The sequence below is a fragment of the Polaribacter haliotis genome (assembly GCF_014784055.1).
Classification (GTDB): Bacteria; Bacteroidota; Bacteroidia; order Flavobacteriales; family Flavobacteriaceae; genus Polaribacter; species Polaribacter haliotis.
The window spans coordinates 2,454,917-2,472,072 of record NZ_CP061813.1; the positions used below are offsets into that span (position 1 = coordinate 2,454,917).

General features: G+C 28.7%; 18 protein-coding genes. 8 read left to right on the forward strand and 10 right to left on the reverse strand.

Features of this window, described 5'->3' with window-relative positions:
* Positions 1-31: 31 nt before the first annotated feature.
* Entirely contained in the window at positions 32-1,027 is a 996-nt protein-coding gene (locus H9I45_RS10545; RefSeq protein ID WP_088352467.1) for an NAD(P)H-dependent glycerol-3-phosphate dehydrogenase, read from the reverse strand.
* Positions 1,028-1,120: 93 nt separating this feature from the next.
* Between H9I45_RS10545 and H9I45_RS10550 the strand changes: the two genes are divergently transcribed.
* The 3 genes from H9I45_RS10550 (at position 1,121) to H9I45_RS10560 (ending at position 2,670) form a co-directional block, all read left to right on the forward strand.
* Positions 1,121-1,990, forward strand: coding sequence for an alpha/beta hydrolase (locus H9I45_RS10550; RefSeq protein ID WP_088352468.1), 870 nt, complete (start codon positions 1,121-1,123; stop codon positions 1,988-1,990).
* Between the two features lies 1 nt (position 1,991).
* Entirely contained in the window at positions 1,992-2,423 is a 432-nt protein-coding gene (dut, locus tag H9I45_RS10555; RefSeq protein ID WP_088352469.1) for a dUTP diphosphatase, read from the forward strand.
* 94 nt (positions 2,424-2,517) lie between these two features.
* On the forward strand, positions 2,518-2,670 hold the full coding sequence (locus H9I45_RS10560; RefSeq protein ID WP_088352470.1) for a PspC domain-containing protein: 153 nt from the start codon (positions 2,518-2,520) through the stop codon (positions 2,668-2,670).
* A 2-nt stretch (positions 2,671-2,672) separates the two neighbouring features.
* Here the strand turns inward: H9I45_RS10560 and H9I45_RS10565 are convergent, their stop codons facing one another.
* From H9I45_RS10565 to recA, 3 genes are all read right to left on the reverse strand, one after another.
* On the reverse strand, positions 2,673-3,032 hold the full coding sequence (locus H9I45_RS10565) for a GNAT family N-acetyltransferase (RefSeq protein WP_254712583.1): 360 nt from the start codon (positions 3,030-3,032) through the stop codon (positions 2,673-2,675).
* Between the two features lie 179 nt (positions 3,033-3,211).
* Positions 3,212-4,897 carry an amidohydrolase gene (locus tag H9I45_RS10570; RefSeq protein WP_088352828.1) on the reverse strand — a complete coding sequence of 562 codons (1,686 nt, stop codon included), beginning with the start codon at positions 4,895-4,897 and terminating at the stop codon, positions 3,212-3,214.
* A 106-nt stretch (positions 4,898-5,003) separates the two neighbouring features.
* Positions 5,004-6,011, reverse strand: coding sequence for a recombinase RecA (recA, locus tag H9I45_RS10575; protein ID WP_088352471.1), 1,008 nt, complete (start codon positions 6,009-6,011; stop codon positions 5,004-5,006).
* 108 nt (positions 6,012-6,119) lie between these two features.
* Here recA and H9I45_RS10580 point away from each other — a divergent pair, with 108 nt between their 5' ends.
* A complete protein-coding gene (locus tag H9I45_RS10580; RefSeq protein ID WP_228454864.1) occupies positions 6,120-6,914 on the forward strand; it encodes an aldose 1-epimerase in 795 nt (264 codons plus the stop codon).
* 46 nt (positions 6,915-6,960) lie between these two features.
* Positions 6,961-7,485 (forward strand): pseudouridine synthase, encoded by a 525-nt coding sequence (locus tag H9I45_RS10585; RefSeq protein WP_254712593.1) that lies wholly within the window; start codon positions 6,961-6,963, stop codon positions 7,483-7,485.
* Between the two features lie 177 nt (positions 7,486-7,662).
* Here the strand turns inward: H9I45_RS10585 and H9I45_RS10590 are convergent, their stop codons facing one another.
* From H9I45_RS10590 to H9I45_RS10600, 3 genes are all read right to left on the reverse strand, one after another.
* Positions 7,663-8,250: a porin family protein gene (locus H9I45_RS10590; RefSeq protein WP_176397510.1), complete on the reverse strand. Its 588-nt coding sequence runs from the start codon at positions 8,248-8,250 to the stop codon at positions 7,663-7,665.
* 16 nt (positions 8,251-8,266) lie between these two features.
* The gene (locus H9I45_RS10595) at positions 8,267-9,046 is read right to left on the reverse strand and encodes a membrane metalloprotease (RefSeq protein ID WP_088352475.1); all 780 of its coding nucleotides are present in this window, start codon (positions 9,044-9,046) and stop codon (positions 8,267-8,269) included.
* Positions 9,047-9,148: 102 nt separating this feature from the next.
* Positions 9,149-10,201: a hypothetical protein gene (locus H9I45_RS10600; protein ID WP_088352476.1), complete on the reverse strand. Its 1,053-nt coding sequence runs from the start codon at positions 10,199-10,201 to the stop codon at positions 9,149-9,151.
* Between the two features lie 184 nt (positions 10,202-10,385).
* On the opposite strand from H9I45_RS10600, the gene H9I45_RS10605 reads away from it, so the two are divergent.
* Genes H9I45_RS10605 through H9I45_RS10615 form a run of 3 tightly spaced genes read left to right on the forward strand, consistent with a single transcriptional unit; the run spans position 10,386 to position 14,380 of the window.
* Positions 10,386-10,895: an RNA polymerase sigma factor gene (locus H9I45_RS10605; RefSeq protein WP_088352477.1), complete on the forward strand. Its 510-nt coding sequence runs from the start codon at positions 10,386-10,388 to the stop codon at positions 10,893-10,895.
* Between the two features lie 49 nt (positions 10,896-10,944).
* The gene (locus tag H9I45_RS10610; RefSeq protein ID WP_088352478.1) at positions 10,945-11,859 is read left to right on the forward strand and encodes a FecR family protein; all 915 of its coding nucleotides are present in this window, start codon (positions 10,945-10,947) and stop codon (positions 11,857-11,859) included.
* Positions 11,849-14,380 (forward strand): TonB-dependent receptor, encoded by a 2,532-nt coding sequence (locus tag H9I45_RS10615; protein ID WP_088352479.1) that lies wholly within the window; start codon positions 11,849-11,851, stop codon positions 14,378-14,380. The genes H9I45_RS10610 and H9I45_RS10615 overlap by 11 nt, the downstream gene beginning before the upstream one ends.
* 2 nt (positions 14,381-14,382) lie before the next feature.
* On the opposite strand, the gene H9I45_RS10620 is transcribed toward H9I45_RS10615, so the two are convergent.
* The 3 genes from H9I45_RS10620 to H9I45_RS10630 form a co-directional block, all read right to left on the reverse strand.
* A complete protein-coding gene (locus H9I45_RS10620) occupies positions 14,383-14,823 on the reverse strand; it encodes a GNAT family N-acetyltransferase (protein ID WP_088352480.1) in 441 nt (146 codons plus the stop codon).
* Positions 14,824-14,887: 64 nt separating this feature from the next.
* Entirely contained in the window at positions 14,888-15,322 is a 435-nt protein-coding gene (rpiB, locus tag H9I45_RS10625; protein ID WP_088352482.1) for a ribose 5-phosphate isomerase B, read from the reverse strand.
* Between the two features lie 881 nt (positions 15,323-16,203).
* Positions 16,204-17,133, reverse strand: a complete 930-nt coding sequence (locus tag H9I45_RS10630; RefSeq protein WP_088352484.1) for a diacylglycerol/lipid kinase family protein — start codon at positions 17,131-17,133, stop codon at positions 16,204-16,206.
* Between the last annotated feature and the right edge of the window lie 23 nt (positions 17,134-17,156).

Here is a 17,156-nt window from a genome sequence, read left to right on the forward strand (position 1 = left end):
ATAAAACATAATAATGTTCAAAATTAAACAATTAATCTAATTTATTAGTCAACTTTTTAAATTCTTTTTTCGCGTCTTTATCTGCATATAAAACATTGTAAACAGCATCTATAATTGGAGTTTTTGCACCATTTTCTTGCTTCATTTTAAAAGCGCTTTTGGTTGCATAATAACCTTCTGCAATCATGCTCATTTCCATTTGAGCAGATTTTACAGTATATCCTTTACCAATCATATTCCCAAATTGTCTGTTTCTACTAAAAACTGAATATCCTGTAACTAATAAATCTCCTAAATAAGCAGAGTTATTAATGTTCCGTTTCATTTTATGAACTTTCTTAATAAAACGTTTCATTTCGCGAATTGCGTTACTCATTAACACAGACTGAAAATTGTCTCCATAACCCAAACCATGAGCAATTCCTGCAGCAACAGCATAAATATTTTTTAACATTGCTGCATATTCGGTTCCAATAATATCATCAGAAATTTTGGTTTTTATGTACCAACTTTTTAGTGCTTTTCCAATCTGTTTTGCTTTTTGTTCGTCTTTACAAGCAATTGTTAAATAGGAAAGTCGTTCCATAGCAACTTCTTCTGCATGACAAGGCCCTGTAATTACACCAATATTTTCAAATGGAATATTGTATTCTTTGTTAAAATGTTCTCCAATAATTAAACCGGTTTCTGGTACAATTCCTTTGATAGCAGAAAAAATAATTTTGTCTTTTAAAGATTTGTTTAGTTTCTCTAATTCACTTGTTAAAAAAGCAGAAGGAATTGCAAAAATTAAGATATCATATTTTGCAACTGTTCTATTGATGTCTTTAGAAAGGTCTAATTTAGTAGCATCAATTTCTGCAGAACGTAAATATTTTGGATTGTGATTGTTCTTTTTAATGTGCTCAATCGCTTGTGCGCTTCTCATATACCAACCAACTGTGTCTAAATTTTCTGTCAGCATTTTTACAATTGCTGTTGCCCAACTTCCTCCTCCTAAAACTGCTATCTTTGGTTGTTCATTCATAATTAATTCATTTTAAAATCAAAAGTAAGAAAACTATTAACTTATAAGGAAACCTTTGTTGTTTTATTATATTTGTAACTATTAGAACTTACTATGAAAACAACCATTTTTATACTTATTTGCCTTTTTTTTATTGCGATTTCTTGTAAAAATAAAGTTGATAAAAAGCAGGAACCTCAACCAAAAGTTGAAGAAATAAAATCTACAAAAGCTGCTAATGTTTCCATTCTAAAAAAAGAGTTTGTTATTGAAGGTTTAAATGATATTTCTCATAAAGTTTGGTTGTATTTACCTCCAAATTATAATGAAAGTACAGAAGATTATGAAGTAATTTACATGCACGATGCACAAAATTTGTTTGATGAAAAAACCTCTTTTGTTGGAGAATGGGCAGTTGATGAAACGTTGAATGATCTTTATAAAAAAACAGGAAAAAGCTTTATAGTTGTTGGTGTAGAAAATGGTGGTGAGAAAAGAATTGAAGAATATACGCCTTGGAAAAACGAAAAATATGGTGGAGGAAAAGGTGCAATTTATGTCGATTTTTTAGCAAATACTTTAAAACCATATATTGATACTAATTACAGAACAAAATCTGCACCAGAAAATACTGCTATTGTTGGTAGTTCTTTAGGAGGATTAATTTCCTTTTATGGTGGCTTGAAAAAACCAAAAGTTTTTGGTAAAATTGGTGCACTTTCTACTTCTTTTTGGTTTTCTAATAAAGTAAATGATTTTGCAAAAGAAAATGGAAATCAGAAAAACTCTAAAATATACTTTTTAGTTGGTGGAAAAGAAGGCGATAACATGGTTCCTGATACTAAAAATATGGCAAATTTATTAGTAGGTTTAGGATTTCCGAAAGAAAATATTCGAACAAAAATAGTTCCTGAAGGAAAACATACAGAGTCTTTTTGGAAAGCAGAATTTTTAGAAACAATCACTTTTTTATTCAATTTATAAAATGAACGTACAAATAATTAACAAATCGAAACACGCAACTCCAAATTACGAAACTGAAGGAGCTGCAGGAATGGATTTAAGAGCAAATATTAGTGAAGCAATCACCTTAAAGCCTTTAGAAAGAGCCATTGTTAAAACTGGGTTATTTATAGCTTTACCTGTTGGTTTCGAAGCACAAGTAAGACCAAGAAGTGGTTTGGCTGCAAAAAAAGGAATTACTGTTTTAAATTCTCCTGGAACTGTAGATGCAGATTATCGTGGAGAAATAGGTGTAATATTAGTAAATCTTTCTAATGAAGATTTTGTTATAAATGATGGCGAAAGAATTGCGCAATTAATTATTGCAAAACACGAACGTGTAAATTGGAAAGAAGTTGAAGTTTTAAATGAAACAGAACGTGGTTCTGGTGGTTTTGGAAGTACAGGAGTTTAGGTATATTTAATTAGTTCTCGATACAATTTCGATGAAAAATCGAAATCACTCAAACTGACATTTCGAAAAAATTAATAAGTTAAAAACAAAAAATATGATTTTAGGAGTATGTGAATGGTTAAGTACGAAAACACAGTTTTCAGCAAAAAATATTAGAATAGTTTTCGTTTTACTGGTACTTTTTGCTGGTTTGGGTCTTGGGGCTTATTTAATTTTATGGTTGGTAAAAATTTTATCTAAAGAATAAATTTAGATTTTTTTATAAACCTGACTCATTTTTCGAACCTTATCATGTAATAATTCAAAAGGTAGAAAAGTGTGAGAATGATATTGATACCCAAGTTTTTCGTAAAATTGAAAAGCTTGTGGTTGCTCATTCATAGCATCTAACCAAATAATTTTGTAGCCTTTTTCTTTAGCTTTTTCTTCCAACCAAGAAAGTAACTCTTTACCAATTCCATTTCCTTGCGTTTTTGGATGCAGATAAATACGATGTAATTTAACTTGTTTTTCTTCGGATAAATTAGCGAGTTTTTCATCCCAAACAATTCTAAAATTACCTACAACTTCATCCTTAAAAAGGATAAAATAATAGTCTGCATTATCCACAGAAAGTTCTTTTAAAATGTTTTCTTTTGAATATTGAGAGTTTATATACCAATTGCCATTATCTGTCCAAAAATGTTGTTAAGCTGGAGGATAAATTTCTTGCATCAGCTTAAAAAGAGATTCACAATCTGTATTATGAATCTCTCTTAATTTTATGTTTTCTGAAACTGTAATCAATCTTATTTTTTATAAATTTCTTCACCATCAAAAACAGTTAAAACTACTTTTGTTTGGTTAATTTGATTTGCTGAAATTGTAAAAATATCTTTGTCTAAAACTACAAAATCTGCCAATTTTCCTTCTTTTAAAGAACCAACTTTATCTTCTTGTCTCATTACATAAGCGCCATTTAAAGTGTAAGCTTTTATTGCTTCTTCCAAAGAAATATTTTGTGGTGCTCTTGTTACTGCATTTTGGATTCCGACAAACGGATTTAAAGAACTCACATTCCAATCGCTACTTAATGTAATTCTTGCGCCAGCATCTTTTAAAGATTTTATTGGCACTTGATTGTCGGCCAAATCGCTTCCTAATAAATGATCATTATCATGCCAATATTGTGGTTGTGTAAACTCGCCACCAACTTGTGCATCTGCAGTTACATTTAAGGTTTTAAAACGATTTAAATCTGCAGAAGTAACCATTTCTACGTGTGTTAATCTGTGTCTTCCTTTAGTTGTTCCACTTTGTTGAATTGCATTTAAAGCTTCTGTTACGCCACGATTTCCTATTGCGTGAATATGAAAATCGAAACCAACAGCTTCTAATTCTTGAATATATTTTGCAGTTCTACTTTCAGTAAAATAGTTCAATCCATTATTGGTTGGTTGATTAAAATAATCTTCCTTATAATCTGTATGTAAAGCTGCAGTTGTGTTGTGTGTAATTCCATCAGCATATAATTTTATCTGATTTATTTTTAGCAGACTGTTTTCATTATTAGAAAATAAACTTTTTAAAGTAGCAATTTGTGTATCATCATTTTCTGTTGGATAAGCCCACAAACCTAAATTGAATCTTGCAGTTAACTCATCATCATCTGCCAATTTTTTCCACGTTTTGTGTTGGTTTCTTTTCCAATAAGTTCTTGCATCTGAAACTGAAGTAATTCCGTATTTTGCTAATTCTGGTAAGACATATTCCACCATTCCTTTGTATTCTCCATCTGCATCATTCAAAGCAGAAACTGCTTGTTGAAAAACAACATCGCCAGCATTATCTACCAAAATTCCTTGTAAAACTCCGTTTTCTTTTACAATAATTCCTCCTTGTGGGTTTGGTGTTGAAGCTGTAATTCCTGCTAATTCTAAACCTTTTGAGTTTATCCACATAGAATGAGATGTTTGCTCCATAATAATTACGGGTCTGTCTAAAACTGCTTCATCAATAATTTCTAAAGGATTTCTGTTTGCATTAAAAAGAGTGTTTATAGAATGACCAAAACCAATAATCCATTCTACATTTGGGTTGTCTGTTCCAGCTTTTTTAATTGCTGAAATATAATTTTCTGGATCAGTTTCATCTTCATTTAAAGTAAAAACGGTTGTTGTAGAACCCACTTCCATAGGATGCATGTGTACATCATGAAAACCTGGTAAAACAACTTTTCCTTTTAAATCTATTCTAGTTGCATTCTCATCCGTATTTTTTTCAGCTTCAGCATTAGAACCTACAAAAAGGATTTCATTTTCATCAATTAAAATGGCTTCTGCCCAAGGATTTGTAGCATCTACAGTAAAAATTTTAGCATTAAAATATAATTTTTGAGTACTTGTTTCTATGGTATCTGTTTTACTAATTCCGTTTTCTTTAGAACAAGATTTTGAAGCAAAAACAACACTAAATAAAATAATTAAAAGTTTCATTTTTCTCATTTTCTTTAAGGTTTATTGAATATAAAGGTATAAAAAAACTGCTATAGATTGATTACTTCTATAGCAGTTTGTAAAAAATAGTTAGAACTTTTAATACTTATTCTTGATTTTCAATAGCTAATTTTATTTTTCCTTCTAACTCTTCAGCTAAATCTGGGTTGTCTTTAATTAACCCTTTAACAGCATCTCTTCCCTGGCCAAGTTTTGTTTCACCATAACTAAACCAAGAACCACTTTTCTTTACAATACCTAATTCTACACCAATATCTAAAATCTCTCCAACTTTAGAAATTCCTTGTCCATACATAATATCGAATTCTGCAATTTGGAAAGGTGGTGCTACTTTATTTTTAACAACTTTAACTTTGGTACTGTTTCCAATAACTTTGTCTCCGTCTTTAATTTGTGTTCTTCTTCTAATATCTAATCTTACTGAAGCATAAAATTTTAATGCGTTTCCACCAGTTGTTGTTTCTGGGTTTCCAAACATTACACCAATTTTTTCACGTAATTGGTTAATAAAAATAACAGTACATTTTGTTTTAGATATTGTACCTGTTAATTTACGTAATGCTTGAGACATTAAACGTGCATGAAGACCCATTTTAGAATCTCCCATTTCACCTTCAATTTCACTTTTTGGCGTTAATGCTGCAACAGAATCAATAACAACAATATCAATTGCGCCAGAACGAATTAAGTTTTCGGCAATTTCTAATGCTTGCTCTCCATGATCTGGTTGAGAAATAATTAAGTTATCTATATCTACTCCTAAATTTTCTGCGTAAAATTTATCGAATGCATGTTCTGCATCAATAAACGCTGCAATTCCGCCCGCTTTTTGTGCTTCTGCAATTGCATGTAACGTTAAAGTTGTTTTACCAGAAGATTCTGGTCCGTAAATTTCAATAACTCTACCTCTTGGATAACCACCTACGCCTAAAGCTAAATCTAATCCTAAAGAACCAGATGAAATTGCATCTATATCTTCTGTAACTACATCTCCTAATTTCATTACAGAACCTTTTCCATAAGTCTTATCTAACTTATCTAGAGTTAGTTGAAGTGCTTTAAGTTTTGCTGCTTTTTCTTTATCTGCTGCCATAAATGTTGCTAATTTTATTTTTGAATAAGTGCCACAAGTTACAAAAAACAACTTTCAATTTCCTAATAATTACTATTGATTTTTGTACTATTGTTTCATCAAAAATAAATGATGAAAGATTTTATTAAATTAAAAGAAAAAAATAGTGTTGCAACCATTGAAAAAGGAGAATTAATCTCTTTTAAAGTTGATGGTTCTGAATATATTCACCAAAAAGGAAGCAAAGGTTGGCGAAAATCGGATGACGAAATGTTTCCTATAATTGGACCTGTTTCTAAAAATAATTTTAGAGTGCATACCAAAAAAGGAGATGCCATTCAAGACCAACATGGTTTGTTACGTGAAATGGATTATGTTTTAATTTCTTCGGATGAAAAGACTGCTAAATTCAGTAAAAAGTATGTAAAAAACACGAAGCTAATCAACAGTAAATATCCTGAAAAATCTACTGAAGAAAAATTATTTTGGCCTTTCGATTTTGCGTTTGAAAAGCATTTTTCTTTAGAAAATAATACGTTAAAAATCGATTTTATAATTACTGCTGAAGCTGGAATGCCTTTTATGTTGGGTTATCATCCTGCTTTTTTATTATCTAATTCTGGAAAGGATACTTTACTTGCAAATGATAAAAAAATAACTTTAGAAGAAATTTACGAAGTTGGACACAATGCTTTTCCTGTGTTAAATACTGATAAAATAATTTTAGAAAATTCAGATAGAAATCATTTAGAGATTTCAACAACAAACTTTAATAATTTTATGTTGTGGACAGAAGTTGATAATATGTTATGTATTGAGCCAATATCGCAATATACTTCTTATACAGACGAAAAATTTTCTGAAGAAAATATGCGTATTTCTTCTGGAAAAGAGGAGTTTTCTATAACTATTAAAGTATTATAAATTGATAAAAAAACACCGTCATTTTATCATTCACAAACCTTGGGGAATGATTTCTCAATTTGTAAATCCTGCAAAAAGGAAGAAAAAATTATTGGGAGATTTACACGATTTTCCTGAAGGAACCATGGCAATTGGTAGATTAGATGTGCCTTCTGAAGGTTTATTGTTATTAACAACAGATGGTAAAGTTTCCGCAGAAATTAGATCTAATAAATACGAAAAAGAATATTACGTTCAGGTTGATGGACAAATAAACCAAGAAGCTATAGAACAATTAAAAACAGGTGTAGAAATTGGTTTTAACGGTAAAAAGTACACCACAAAGCCTGGTAAAGCATCCATAATTGAAGATCCTAAATTTCCTTTAAGAAGTCAGAAAATTAGAGACGAAAGACATGGTCCAACAAGTTGGATTTCTATAATTATTAGGGAAGGAAAATTTAGACAAGTAAGAAAAATGACTGCTGCTGTTGGTTTGCCAACTTTACGTTTAATTCGCGTTAGAATTGGCGAAATTGAATTGAAGAATTTAGAAGTTGGTGGAGTTATTGAGGTGGATCGTTTTACCTAACATTTATCATAAATTATTAATGAAGATAGTTTTAATTTTGTCTTATGGGCAATTCTAATACAACTTTATATTTAGTAGCTGGCGTGATTATTTTTCACTTTTTAGTTGGTTTTGGGTATTTAATATACAAAATAACTAAAAAGAGAGAGGAATAAATATTTCTCTCTCTTAAAGTATCTAAAATTCAAAGCCTAAATAGATTTGCCAAACCCTGTTTTTAGGTTTGTCTTGATCGTAAATATCATTTTGCCCTATGTGGTATCTTGCTCCTAAACTAACACCAGCATCACTTTTAAAACCAGCTCCTAAATTTACTCCCCAATCAAAATTTTTGGGTTCGAATTCTTCGGAAGTATCATACAAAACAAATCCAGAATCAAAAGTTTCTTTATGTGAAATAGAGAATCCTATTTGTGGACCAGCTTCCAAAAAAAAGCTTTTAATTGGATATAACTTTAACATTAATGGAATATTTATATAATCTAACTTTTGTGTGTATGTGCCACTATCATCAACTATTTTATAACCTTGTTGAGAATAGATAATTTCTGGTTGAATTGAAAATATTTTTCCAATATAAGATTCTCCATAAACACCAATATGAAATCCATGTAATTTTGCGGTTTCTGAGCTTCCATCGAAACTTACAGAAGATAAATTATAACCTCCTTTTATTCCTGCTGTTGCCTTATTTTTATTGTCTTGTGCATTTAATGTTGCAATACTTGCAATTATTAACGCAATTGTTAAATATATTGTTTTCATTTTTTTTATTTTAAAATTACTTTCCGCCATTTGCTTTTAAATCTGCCAAACATTGTGCATCTAAAGTTGGTATTTGTCCGCCAGAAACCATACTACCAATTCCTTGACTGGTTTCTGCTGCCCAATACATTAAACAGTCTTCTTCAATACAATGTTTTGGATGATCTGTATCTTCATGATCGCTTTGTAACGCGCTTCCTAAGTTTGTTAATCCTAAAATATGGCCAAATTCGTGATTGATTACAGAAGATTCTAACAAACTTCTTTCCGGTTCAAAAGCACTATTACTTAAACCTTGTATCGTTTCTTCATAAATAACAAAAGAAGTATTCCAATAAGCAGAACCTAAAATAGAACCTTGGTTATTGTCTCTAGAAGATTTTCCGTTAATAAACAACACCCAAACAGCAATTGTTTCGTTAGAATTATATTTAGTTCTGTATTGTTTTTCTATATCTACAACTTCATCTAAAGTATATACTGTTTTTCCTGTAGTAGGAATTATTTTTGTTATAAACTCTACTCCTCTAGACTTGTTTGTTCTGTTTTGTATAAAGTTTTTAAAATTATTTAAAGCACTTTCTGTAGGCTTAAAACCTTCTATATAAGCAACTTCTACAATTAATTTTTTAAAAACTCTGTTCGATAAAAGATCATTTGCAGATGTACCTGTTGCTTGTCTGTTTAATTGAACATTTGTATTTCCGTTATTTTCTTCACCTAAATCTTCTGTTTCTGATGTACAAGAAAAAAGAATACTACAAACTAAAACTGCTTTTAAAAAAATATTTTTCATGCTACTTTATTTTAAAACTTTACAACTGTTACAAATTAAAGTAACAGTTGTAAAGGATATTCTACTAACTAAATTTTCCCCCGATAATTTGTTAGTTTTATTTTAGATCTTCTTAAATGTTAAGGTTACAGAAGCATCTGTTTTACTTTTTAAGGAAACCAAAGTACTGCTGTAAGTATTTACTACCCAATCATTACCTAAAGCACTAACTGCTGTATTACTTGCAAAAGTTGTATTTAAAAACACTTCTGTTTCCGAACTTACTGTATACGTACCTTCAATTTCTCCTGTTGTACTATTTACAATGTCTTTTGCAATTAATTTTAAATCGTTAGTAAATTCTATTGTATAGTTTACATAATCGTTTGCAGTGTTTACTCCTGCAACAATATAACTATCTACAGTAAATTTTGCTCCACTTAAAATAGCTTCTACTTCTAAAGCTGCATCAGCTGCTTCATCTTTTTCATCTTCAAACTGTACACAGTCAGAAATTGAATCTTGTAATTCTGCATCACTATTAATTTGTATTTCTGTACCATTACTTAAAGTTGCACTAATTGGGTAATTTGCAGTAAATAATACATCCGAATTTAAACCAGACATAAATGTATATAATTGTTTTTCCGATTGAATAACAACACTTCCTGTTTGTTCTAAACTAACATTATAAGTTAACATAGTAATTGGAAATTTAAAATCGATACAAGAAATTGCATCTCTACCTTGCGCTTCTGCACTTTCACATTCGCTTTTTAAAGCATCTAGTTCCGATTGTGAGTTTACAGTTACTTCTGTATAGTTACTTAACCTAACATTTATTGGAAAATTAAATGCTACTGTATCATTATCATCATTAAATTCTCCTAAAATATTTAATGCTGCAGAAAAATCTAATTTACTTAAAATAGTTATGTTTTTTCCATTTATTGTTGCAGATAATGGAAATAATAGTTCTGTACATGCGCTTCCGTCTAAAAAATCGTCTTCAGAACCATCGTTCATTGCAGCTCTTTCGAAATTAGATGCAGTTGGCGATGTAGATGAATTTGCATTTGGGTTTGTACCAGTTTGAATACTTTCTTCTGATTGACATGAAGTAAATCCTAAAATTGCTGTGATTGCAATTGCCGTAATTAATTTTAATGTTTTCATTTTAATTGATTTTTAATAATTAATGTTTCTTGTTTATATGAGTAAAACAACTTTGTTTTATTTTACCCTACTTTAATTTTAAGAAAGACTAATTTTATGCCCTTCTATTAATAAAACAACTAAACATTTATTTACCCTACCTTTGTCATCAAAAATTTTTATTTTTATATTTTAAAACCCTTATATGGCTAATAAATCTCTTTGTAATGAAATTTATTTTAATGAGTTTTACACTTCTCACATTCAGTCTGCCAGTAATTTTGCATACTATAAGAGTGGTGATAAAAATACATCTTTAGATTTAGCACAAGAAGCTTTTATAAAAATATGGGAAAATTGTGGGAAAATTAAATTCGAAAAAGCAAAGTCTTACCTATTTACAGTAATTAACAATTTATTTCTAAATAAAGTAAAACACGAAAAAGTAGTTTTCGAATACGCTAAAAGTAGCCCTTATTTAGATGTTAATAACCAAAGTCCAGAATATTTATTAGAAGAAGAAGAATTTAAAGTAAAACTACAAAATGCTATTTCTGGTTTAACTGAAGGAGAACGTGAGGTTTTTCTTATGAATAGAATTGATGGAAAAAAATACAGAGAAATTGCAGAAATGTTAGAAATTTCTCAAAAAGCAGTCGAAAAAAGAATGTCATCCGCCTTAAAAAAATTAAGAAATAAAATTGATGGAATATAAAGGTAGGGTAAATTACTTTTTAGTTGTTACATATATATAGGAACAAAAGATGAAACACGAAAACGACATATTAAAATGGTTAAACAGAGAGGTTTCTGATGAAGAATTGGTGCATTTAAAAGAAAGTGAAAACTTTACAACTTTAGAAAAAATTGCACATTATTCATCTCAAATAGAAACACCTAAAGTAGATGTAGAAAAAAGTCTTGCATCATTAAAATTAAAAACAAAAAGTACTTCTAAAAAAGGGAAAGTTGTAAAGTTAAACTTTAAGAAATTGTATAAATATGCAGCAGCAGTTCTTGTTTTATTAACAACTTCTTATTTCTTTCTTTTTAATAATGATGCTAATTTTAATACACAATATGCAGAAACTAAAACCTTTAATTTACCAGACAATTCTGAAGTTGTTTTAAACGCAAATTCAGAAATTACGTATTCTAAAAAAGATTGGGAAAATAGCAGAAATTTAGATCTTAATGGAGAAGCTTACTTTAAGGTTCAAAAAGGAAAAAAGTTTACTGTAAATACAGAAATAGGAGAAGTAACCGTTCTTGGAACGCAGTTTAACGTAAAAGAAAGAGACAATTATTTCGAAGTAAAAACCTACGAAGGTTTGGTAAGTGTTGCTTATAAAGACACACTTGTAAAATTACCTAAAGGAACTATTTTTAAGGTTGTAAATGGTGTTGTAGATACCAATACAACTTTTAATGTAAACGAAAATTCTTGGTTACAAAAAGAATCTAACTTTAAAAGTACACCTCTAAAAATAGTTTTAGAAGAAATTAAAAACCAATTTGGTTATACTGTTAAAACAGACAATGTAAATGCAACTAAATTATATACAGGTGGTTTTTCTCATACAGATGTTAATGTAGCTATGCAATCTGTAACTATTCCTTTACAATTATCTTATAAAATCGAAGGAAAAACAATTACTGTCTATAATTATGAACAGTAAAATTCTACTTTTTTGCTGCGTTTTTTTACTTTTTGTAAATAGTCAGTTTGCACAAAATTCTACAAAAAAAATAGCATTATCTACGTTATTAATAGATTTAGAAAAGCAGTATAATATAAAGTTTTCTTATTCAGACACAGACGTAAAAGAGGTTTTTTTAGAAAAACCAAATTTAGATTTTTCTCTTACTAAAATGCTTCAATTTTTAAATGAAAACACTTTTTTACAATTTAAAACTTTAGATAATAGATATATAACTATTTCCTTTTTAAATAAGAAAATTAATATTTGTGGGGTTATTTTAGATGCAAAAACAAAAACGGTTTTACCACTTTGTTCTATAAAAATAGTAAACTTTAAAAGTGGAACAACTACCAATTCTAATGGAGAATTTAATTTGAATAATGTTTCTTTAGATGCTTCGCTTTTAGTTTCTTTTATTGGGTATTCTTCACAAATAATAAAAGCGAAAGATTTGTATTTACAGCCAAAATGTAAAGAAATTTTTCTTTTAGAAAGTTCGGAACAATTATCCGAAATAAGTATTGCTAAATTCTTAACAAGTGGTTTACAAAAAAGTGAAGATGGAAGTACCGTTTTAAATACAGAAAAATTTGGAATTTTACCGGGTTTAATAGAGCCAGATATTTTAAAAACTATTAAGATTTTACCTGGTATAGAAAGTGCAAGCGAAAGTATTTCTAATATAAATGTTAGAGGTGGTACAAATGATCAAAATTTAATGCTTTGGGATGGAATTAAAATGTATCATACAGGTCATTTTTTTGGTTTAATTTCTGCTTACAATCCTTATTTAACAAATAAAGTTACAGTTACTAAAAACGGAACAAGTAGTTTGTTTTCAGATGGAGTTTCGTCTACCATAAATATGCAAACTTCTAATAGAATTACTAACAAATTTTCTGGTGGTGGAGGTTTTAATTTATTAAGTGCAGATGTTTTTGTAAACGTTCCTATTTCAAATAAGTTAGAGTTTCATGTTTCTGGAAGAAGAGCTTTTACAGATTTTTTAATTACACCAACTTTTACAAATTATTTTACTAGAAGTTTTCAAGACAATTCTGTTTCTTCTAATACTGTAAATGACTCATCAACAGATTTTTACTTTTACGATTATTCTTTTAAAGTATTGTATGATATCAACTATAATCATTCTATAAGAGCAAGTTTTATTGGTATTACAAACCATTTAGATTATAAAGAAGCATATACTTCTAACAATACTACTATAGAAGAAAATAGTGTTTTTAAACAAGCAAATTTAGGTGCAATTGTAAGTTGGAAAGCAGATTGGAATTCTAAATTTTCTACCAATGTTTCGGCATTTCTATCTGATTATAATATAGATGCTTCCGATTATAATAAAGATACAGATCAATTTCAAACACAATTTAATAATGTATTAGAAACCGAATTTAAAGTTTCTTCTAAATATGAATTTTCTGATACTTTCCATTTCTTAAACGGAATCGTTTTTAATGAAATAGGAATTAGGAATACAACCACAGTTAATGCACCAACTTTTTCTAAAACTGAGAAAAATGTATTACTAAAAAGTGCTTTCTTCTCTGAAGTTGAATACAAGAAAAACAATACCTATGCAAGATTTGGTTTACGAGTAAATTACTTCGATAAGTTTAACGAATTTGTTGTGGAGCCTCGTATAAATATAAGACAAAAATTAAATAACGAAGTTTCTCTAAAATTAGAAGCTGAGTTTAAAAACCAAACTACCACTCAAAAAGTAGATTTTCAAGATAATTTTTTAGGTATTGAAAAAAGACGTTGGATCTTATCTGACAACGAAAATATACCTATTGTAAAAAGTAAACAACTTTCTTTTGGTGCAGCATATACTGTAAAAAATTTATATGTAGATATTACTAGTTTTTATAAAAAAGTAGATGGAATTACGGCTGCAAATCAGGGTTTTTATAATAACATTCAGCAATTTAATTCTGTAGGAAATTACGAAGTTAAAGGAGTTGAATTTTTAATAAACAAAAAGAGTAAAACTATTAGTACTTGGTTAAGTTATTCGTACGCAATAAATAATTACACCTTCGATATTTTTAATCCAGAAACATTTCCAAATAGTTTAGATATTTCGCATTCTGTAAGCACTGCTTTTAACTATAGTTTTTATAATAATTTTAAAATTTCTGTTGGTGGAATTTTAAGATCTGGAAATCCATTTACAAAACCTGTTGAAGGGAATGAAACCATACAAGATGGAAATAGAACTATTGTAAATTATAGTAATCCTAATTCCGAAAGATTAGAAAATTTCTTTAGAATTGATGCTTCTGCAAGTTATAATTTTAATTTTTCTGAAGCTGTAAAAGCTGTTTTAAGAGTTGGTTTTACTAACATAACTAATAAACAAAACACCATAAACTCTTATTATATTGTAGATAATAATAGTACAAATAATGTAAGAAGAATAGATAATTATTCTTTGCCTTTTACTCCGAATTTAAGTTTTAGAGTACGTTTTTAAAATTAACCTCTAACCATTTGAATATGAGGAATTCCATCTTCTAAATACTCCTCTCCTATTTTTACAAATCCATGAGATTCGTAGAATTTTTTTAAATACACTTGTGCAGAAATGGTAATTTTATCAGCTTTAAAATAGGTTTTTACTGCTTTTATGGAAGCTTTCATTAAATCGTGTCCAAAACCATATTTACGTTCTTCAGAAGCTACTACTACTCTACCAATACTTGCATTATCGAAATAATCGCCAGCTTTAAAAATTCTTGTATACGCAACTATTTTATCATTTTTAAGTCCAAAAACATGTAAAGACTTAAAATCTTTTCCATCTACATCTTGGTACACACAATCTTGTTCTACCACAAAAACTGCTGCACGTAATTGTAGAATTTCGTACAATTCATACGTTGTTAATTCGGAAAATTGTTTTGTAGTGAAGTTCATAGTTTTAACAAGGGAGCATGCTCCCTTGCTTCTTTATATTTATTTGTGAATTTATAGCAGAAATTTACCCAGCACAAGAAATCTTATCAACTCTTGTTGCGTGTCTTCCACCTTCAAACTCTGTAGAAAGAAAAACATCTACAAAACTAATAGCTTGTTGTAAAGACACAAAACGTGCAGGAATCGTTAAAACGTTTGCATTATTATGTTGTCTTGTTAATTCTACTAATTCTTTATTCCAACACAAAGCAGCTCTAATTCCTTGGTGTTTATTAGCTGTCATTTGTGCGCCATTTCCAGAACCACATAAAATAATTCCTAATTCTGCTTTACCAGATTCTACAGCATCTGCTGTTGGATGAATTGCATCTGGGTAATCCATAGAACCATTTGAATCAGTTCCAAAATTTAAGACTTTATAGCCTTTTTCTTCTAAATGTTTTATAATTTCGAACTTGTATTCTGTTCCTGCGTGATCATTACCAATGGCAATTGTCATAATAAGTTGATTTTAATTGAATTATCTGCCACAAAAATATAGAATTTTATGGTTATGAACAGTTATAAACATCTTAAAATTTAGCTTTTTTAATAACTCTTTAATCTTTAAACTTTTAGCGTTTAAAGAGAATGTTAAGAAGTTGTAATGAGAAACTCGTAACTTTATTTGGTGATTCTAATTATTATTACAATACAGCGAGTCTTATGACATACACAACTTTTTTTATTGATTTTTGATAAAAGTTTATCAACATAAAATTTACAATTTGTTTACATAGAATACAATGTTAGTTATTCATAAAAATAGGTTAATAGCTGTTTATAACTTTTGTTAACAACTGTATTTTAAGATTGATTTCTAACCTTTTAAATACCTCATAAAATGTAGATGCTTTTTAATAACTCATTAATTAAAACAAAAAGAGATTTTTTTATAGTAGCTATTCACACACTATTATAAACACCATTGTTTTTTAAAATTTATTAAAAGAAAAAAATATTATAATATAGAATGTTGATAAGTGTGAAAACTTCAAAAAAAATAATGAAATGAATTTAAGAAAATAGTAAGATTTGCTTCAAAAAATAAATTAAGAGAGAAAAAGTAAGAAAGTGTAAGAAAAAGTTAAACCGTTTTTTTTCCGCTTTTAAAAGATATAAAGTGTCTTTATGAACTTCTACAGTTTGGTTGGTATTTTCAGTTTTATTCAAAGAAGTATTTATAGTAATTACAGTAATAAAGATTCCTGTAAGAAATATAAAGGCGAATAAAGCAATAATTTTACGTAGATTTTTCATCTTAATAAATAACTTCTTTCTATAAAGACGTTTTAAATTAAGAAACGTTACACTAAAATTAAGATTTTTTTAACGTTTTAGTTATTTTACACAAAAATTAACCGCTTTTTCAACAATTTCAACAGAAACTGCTCCAGTTCCAACCAATTCTCCATCTGCTTGAATAAATGGTTTTGTGGTTTGTGGAATAACAGTAATTTGCTTCGTTTTATAAGTTGCTACTTTTTTATGATGCACAATTTTCCCAGAATATAACTTCGGAAGATTCAACACCAAATCTAAAAAAGTGAGATTTTTAGCGATGGTAATATCTAATAAACCATCAGAAGTGTTCACATTTTCTGTGAATTGCATTCCACCACCAGAAAATTTACAAATACCAAAAATTGCCATTAAACAGTTGGTTTCAATAACTTTATCATTAAAAATAATTTTAAATATTGATTTTTTATAGAATAACAAACCATAAATTCCGGCCAATAAATAAGAAATAGCACCAAACTTTTTTAAAGATTTTAGTTTGTTAACAATGTAACCATCATACCCCAAACCAGCCACATTATTAAAATAGGTAAGTTGATTATCCTCAGTTTTTAAAACACCAATATCTTGTAGAATTGTCTTCTTTTTAGAGATAATTTCTATTGATTTTTCAATATTATTAGGAATATTGTAGGTCTTTATCCAATCGTTTCCAGTTCCTAAAGGAATTACACCAATAGTTAGTTCGGAAGTTTTTACATACCTTTGCAACATTATTCCGTTAACTACATTGTGTAGTGTTCCATCTCCACCAACGGAAATAATGTTTCTAAACCCTTTATTGATAGCGTTTTGTACCAAATCAACCTCGTGTTTAGAGAATTGTGTAAAAGCAAAAGAATAGTCTAAATTCTTGTGTTTTAAGTTTTGTTGAATTTCCTTCCATTGTTTAGAAAAATCGCCATTACCAGAAGTAGAGTTTGCAATTATAAACCAAGAATTAATATTGATTTTATCAATATGAGACATAAATAATAAATTAATAAACAAGC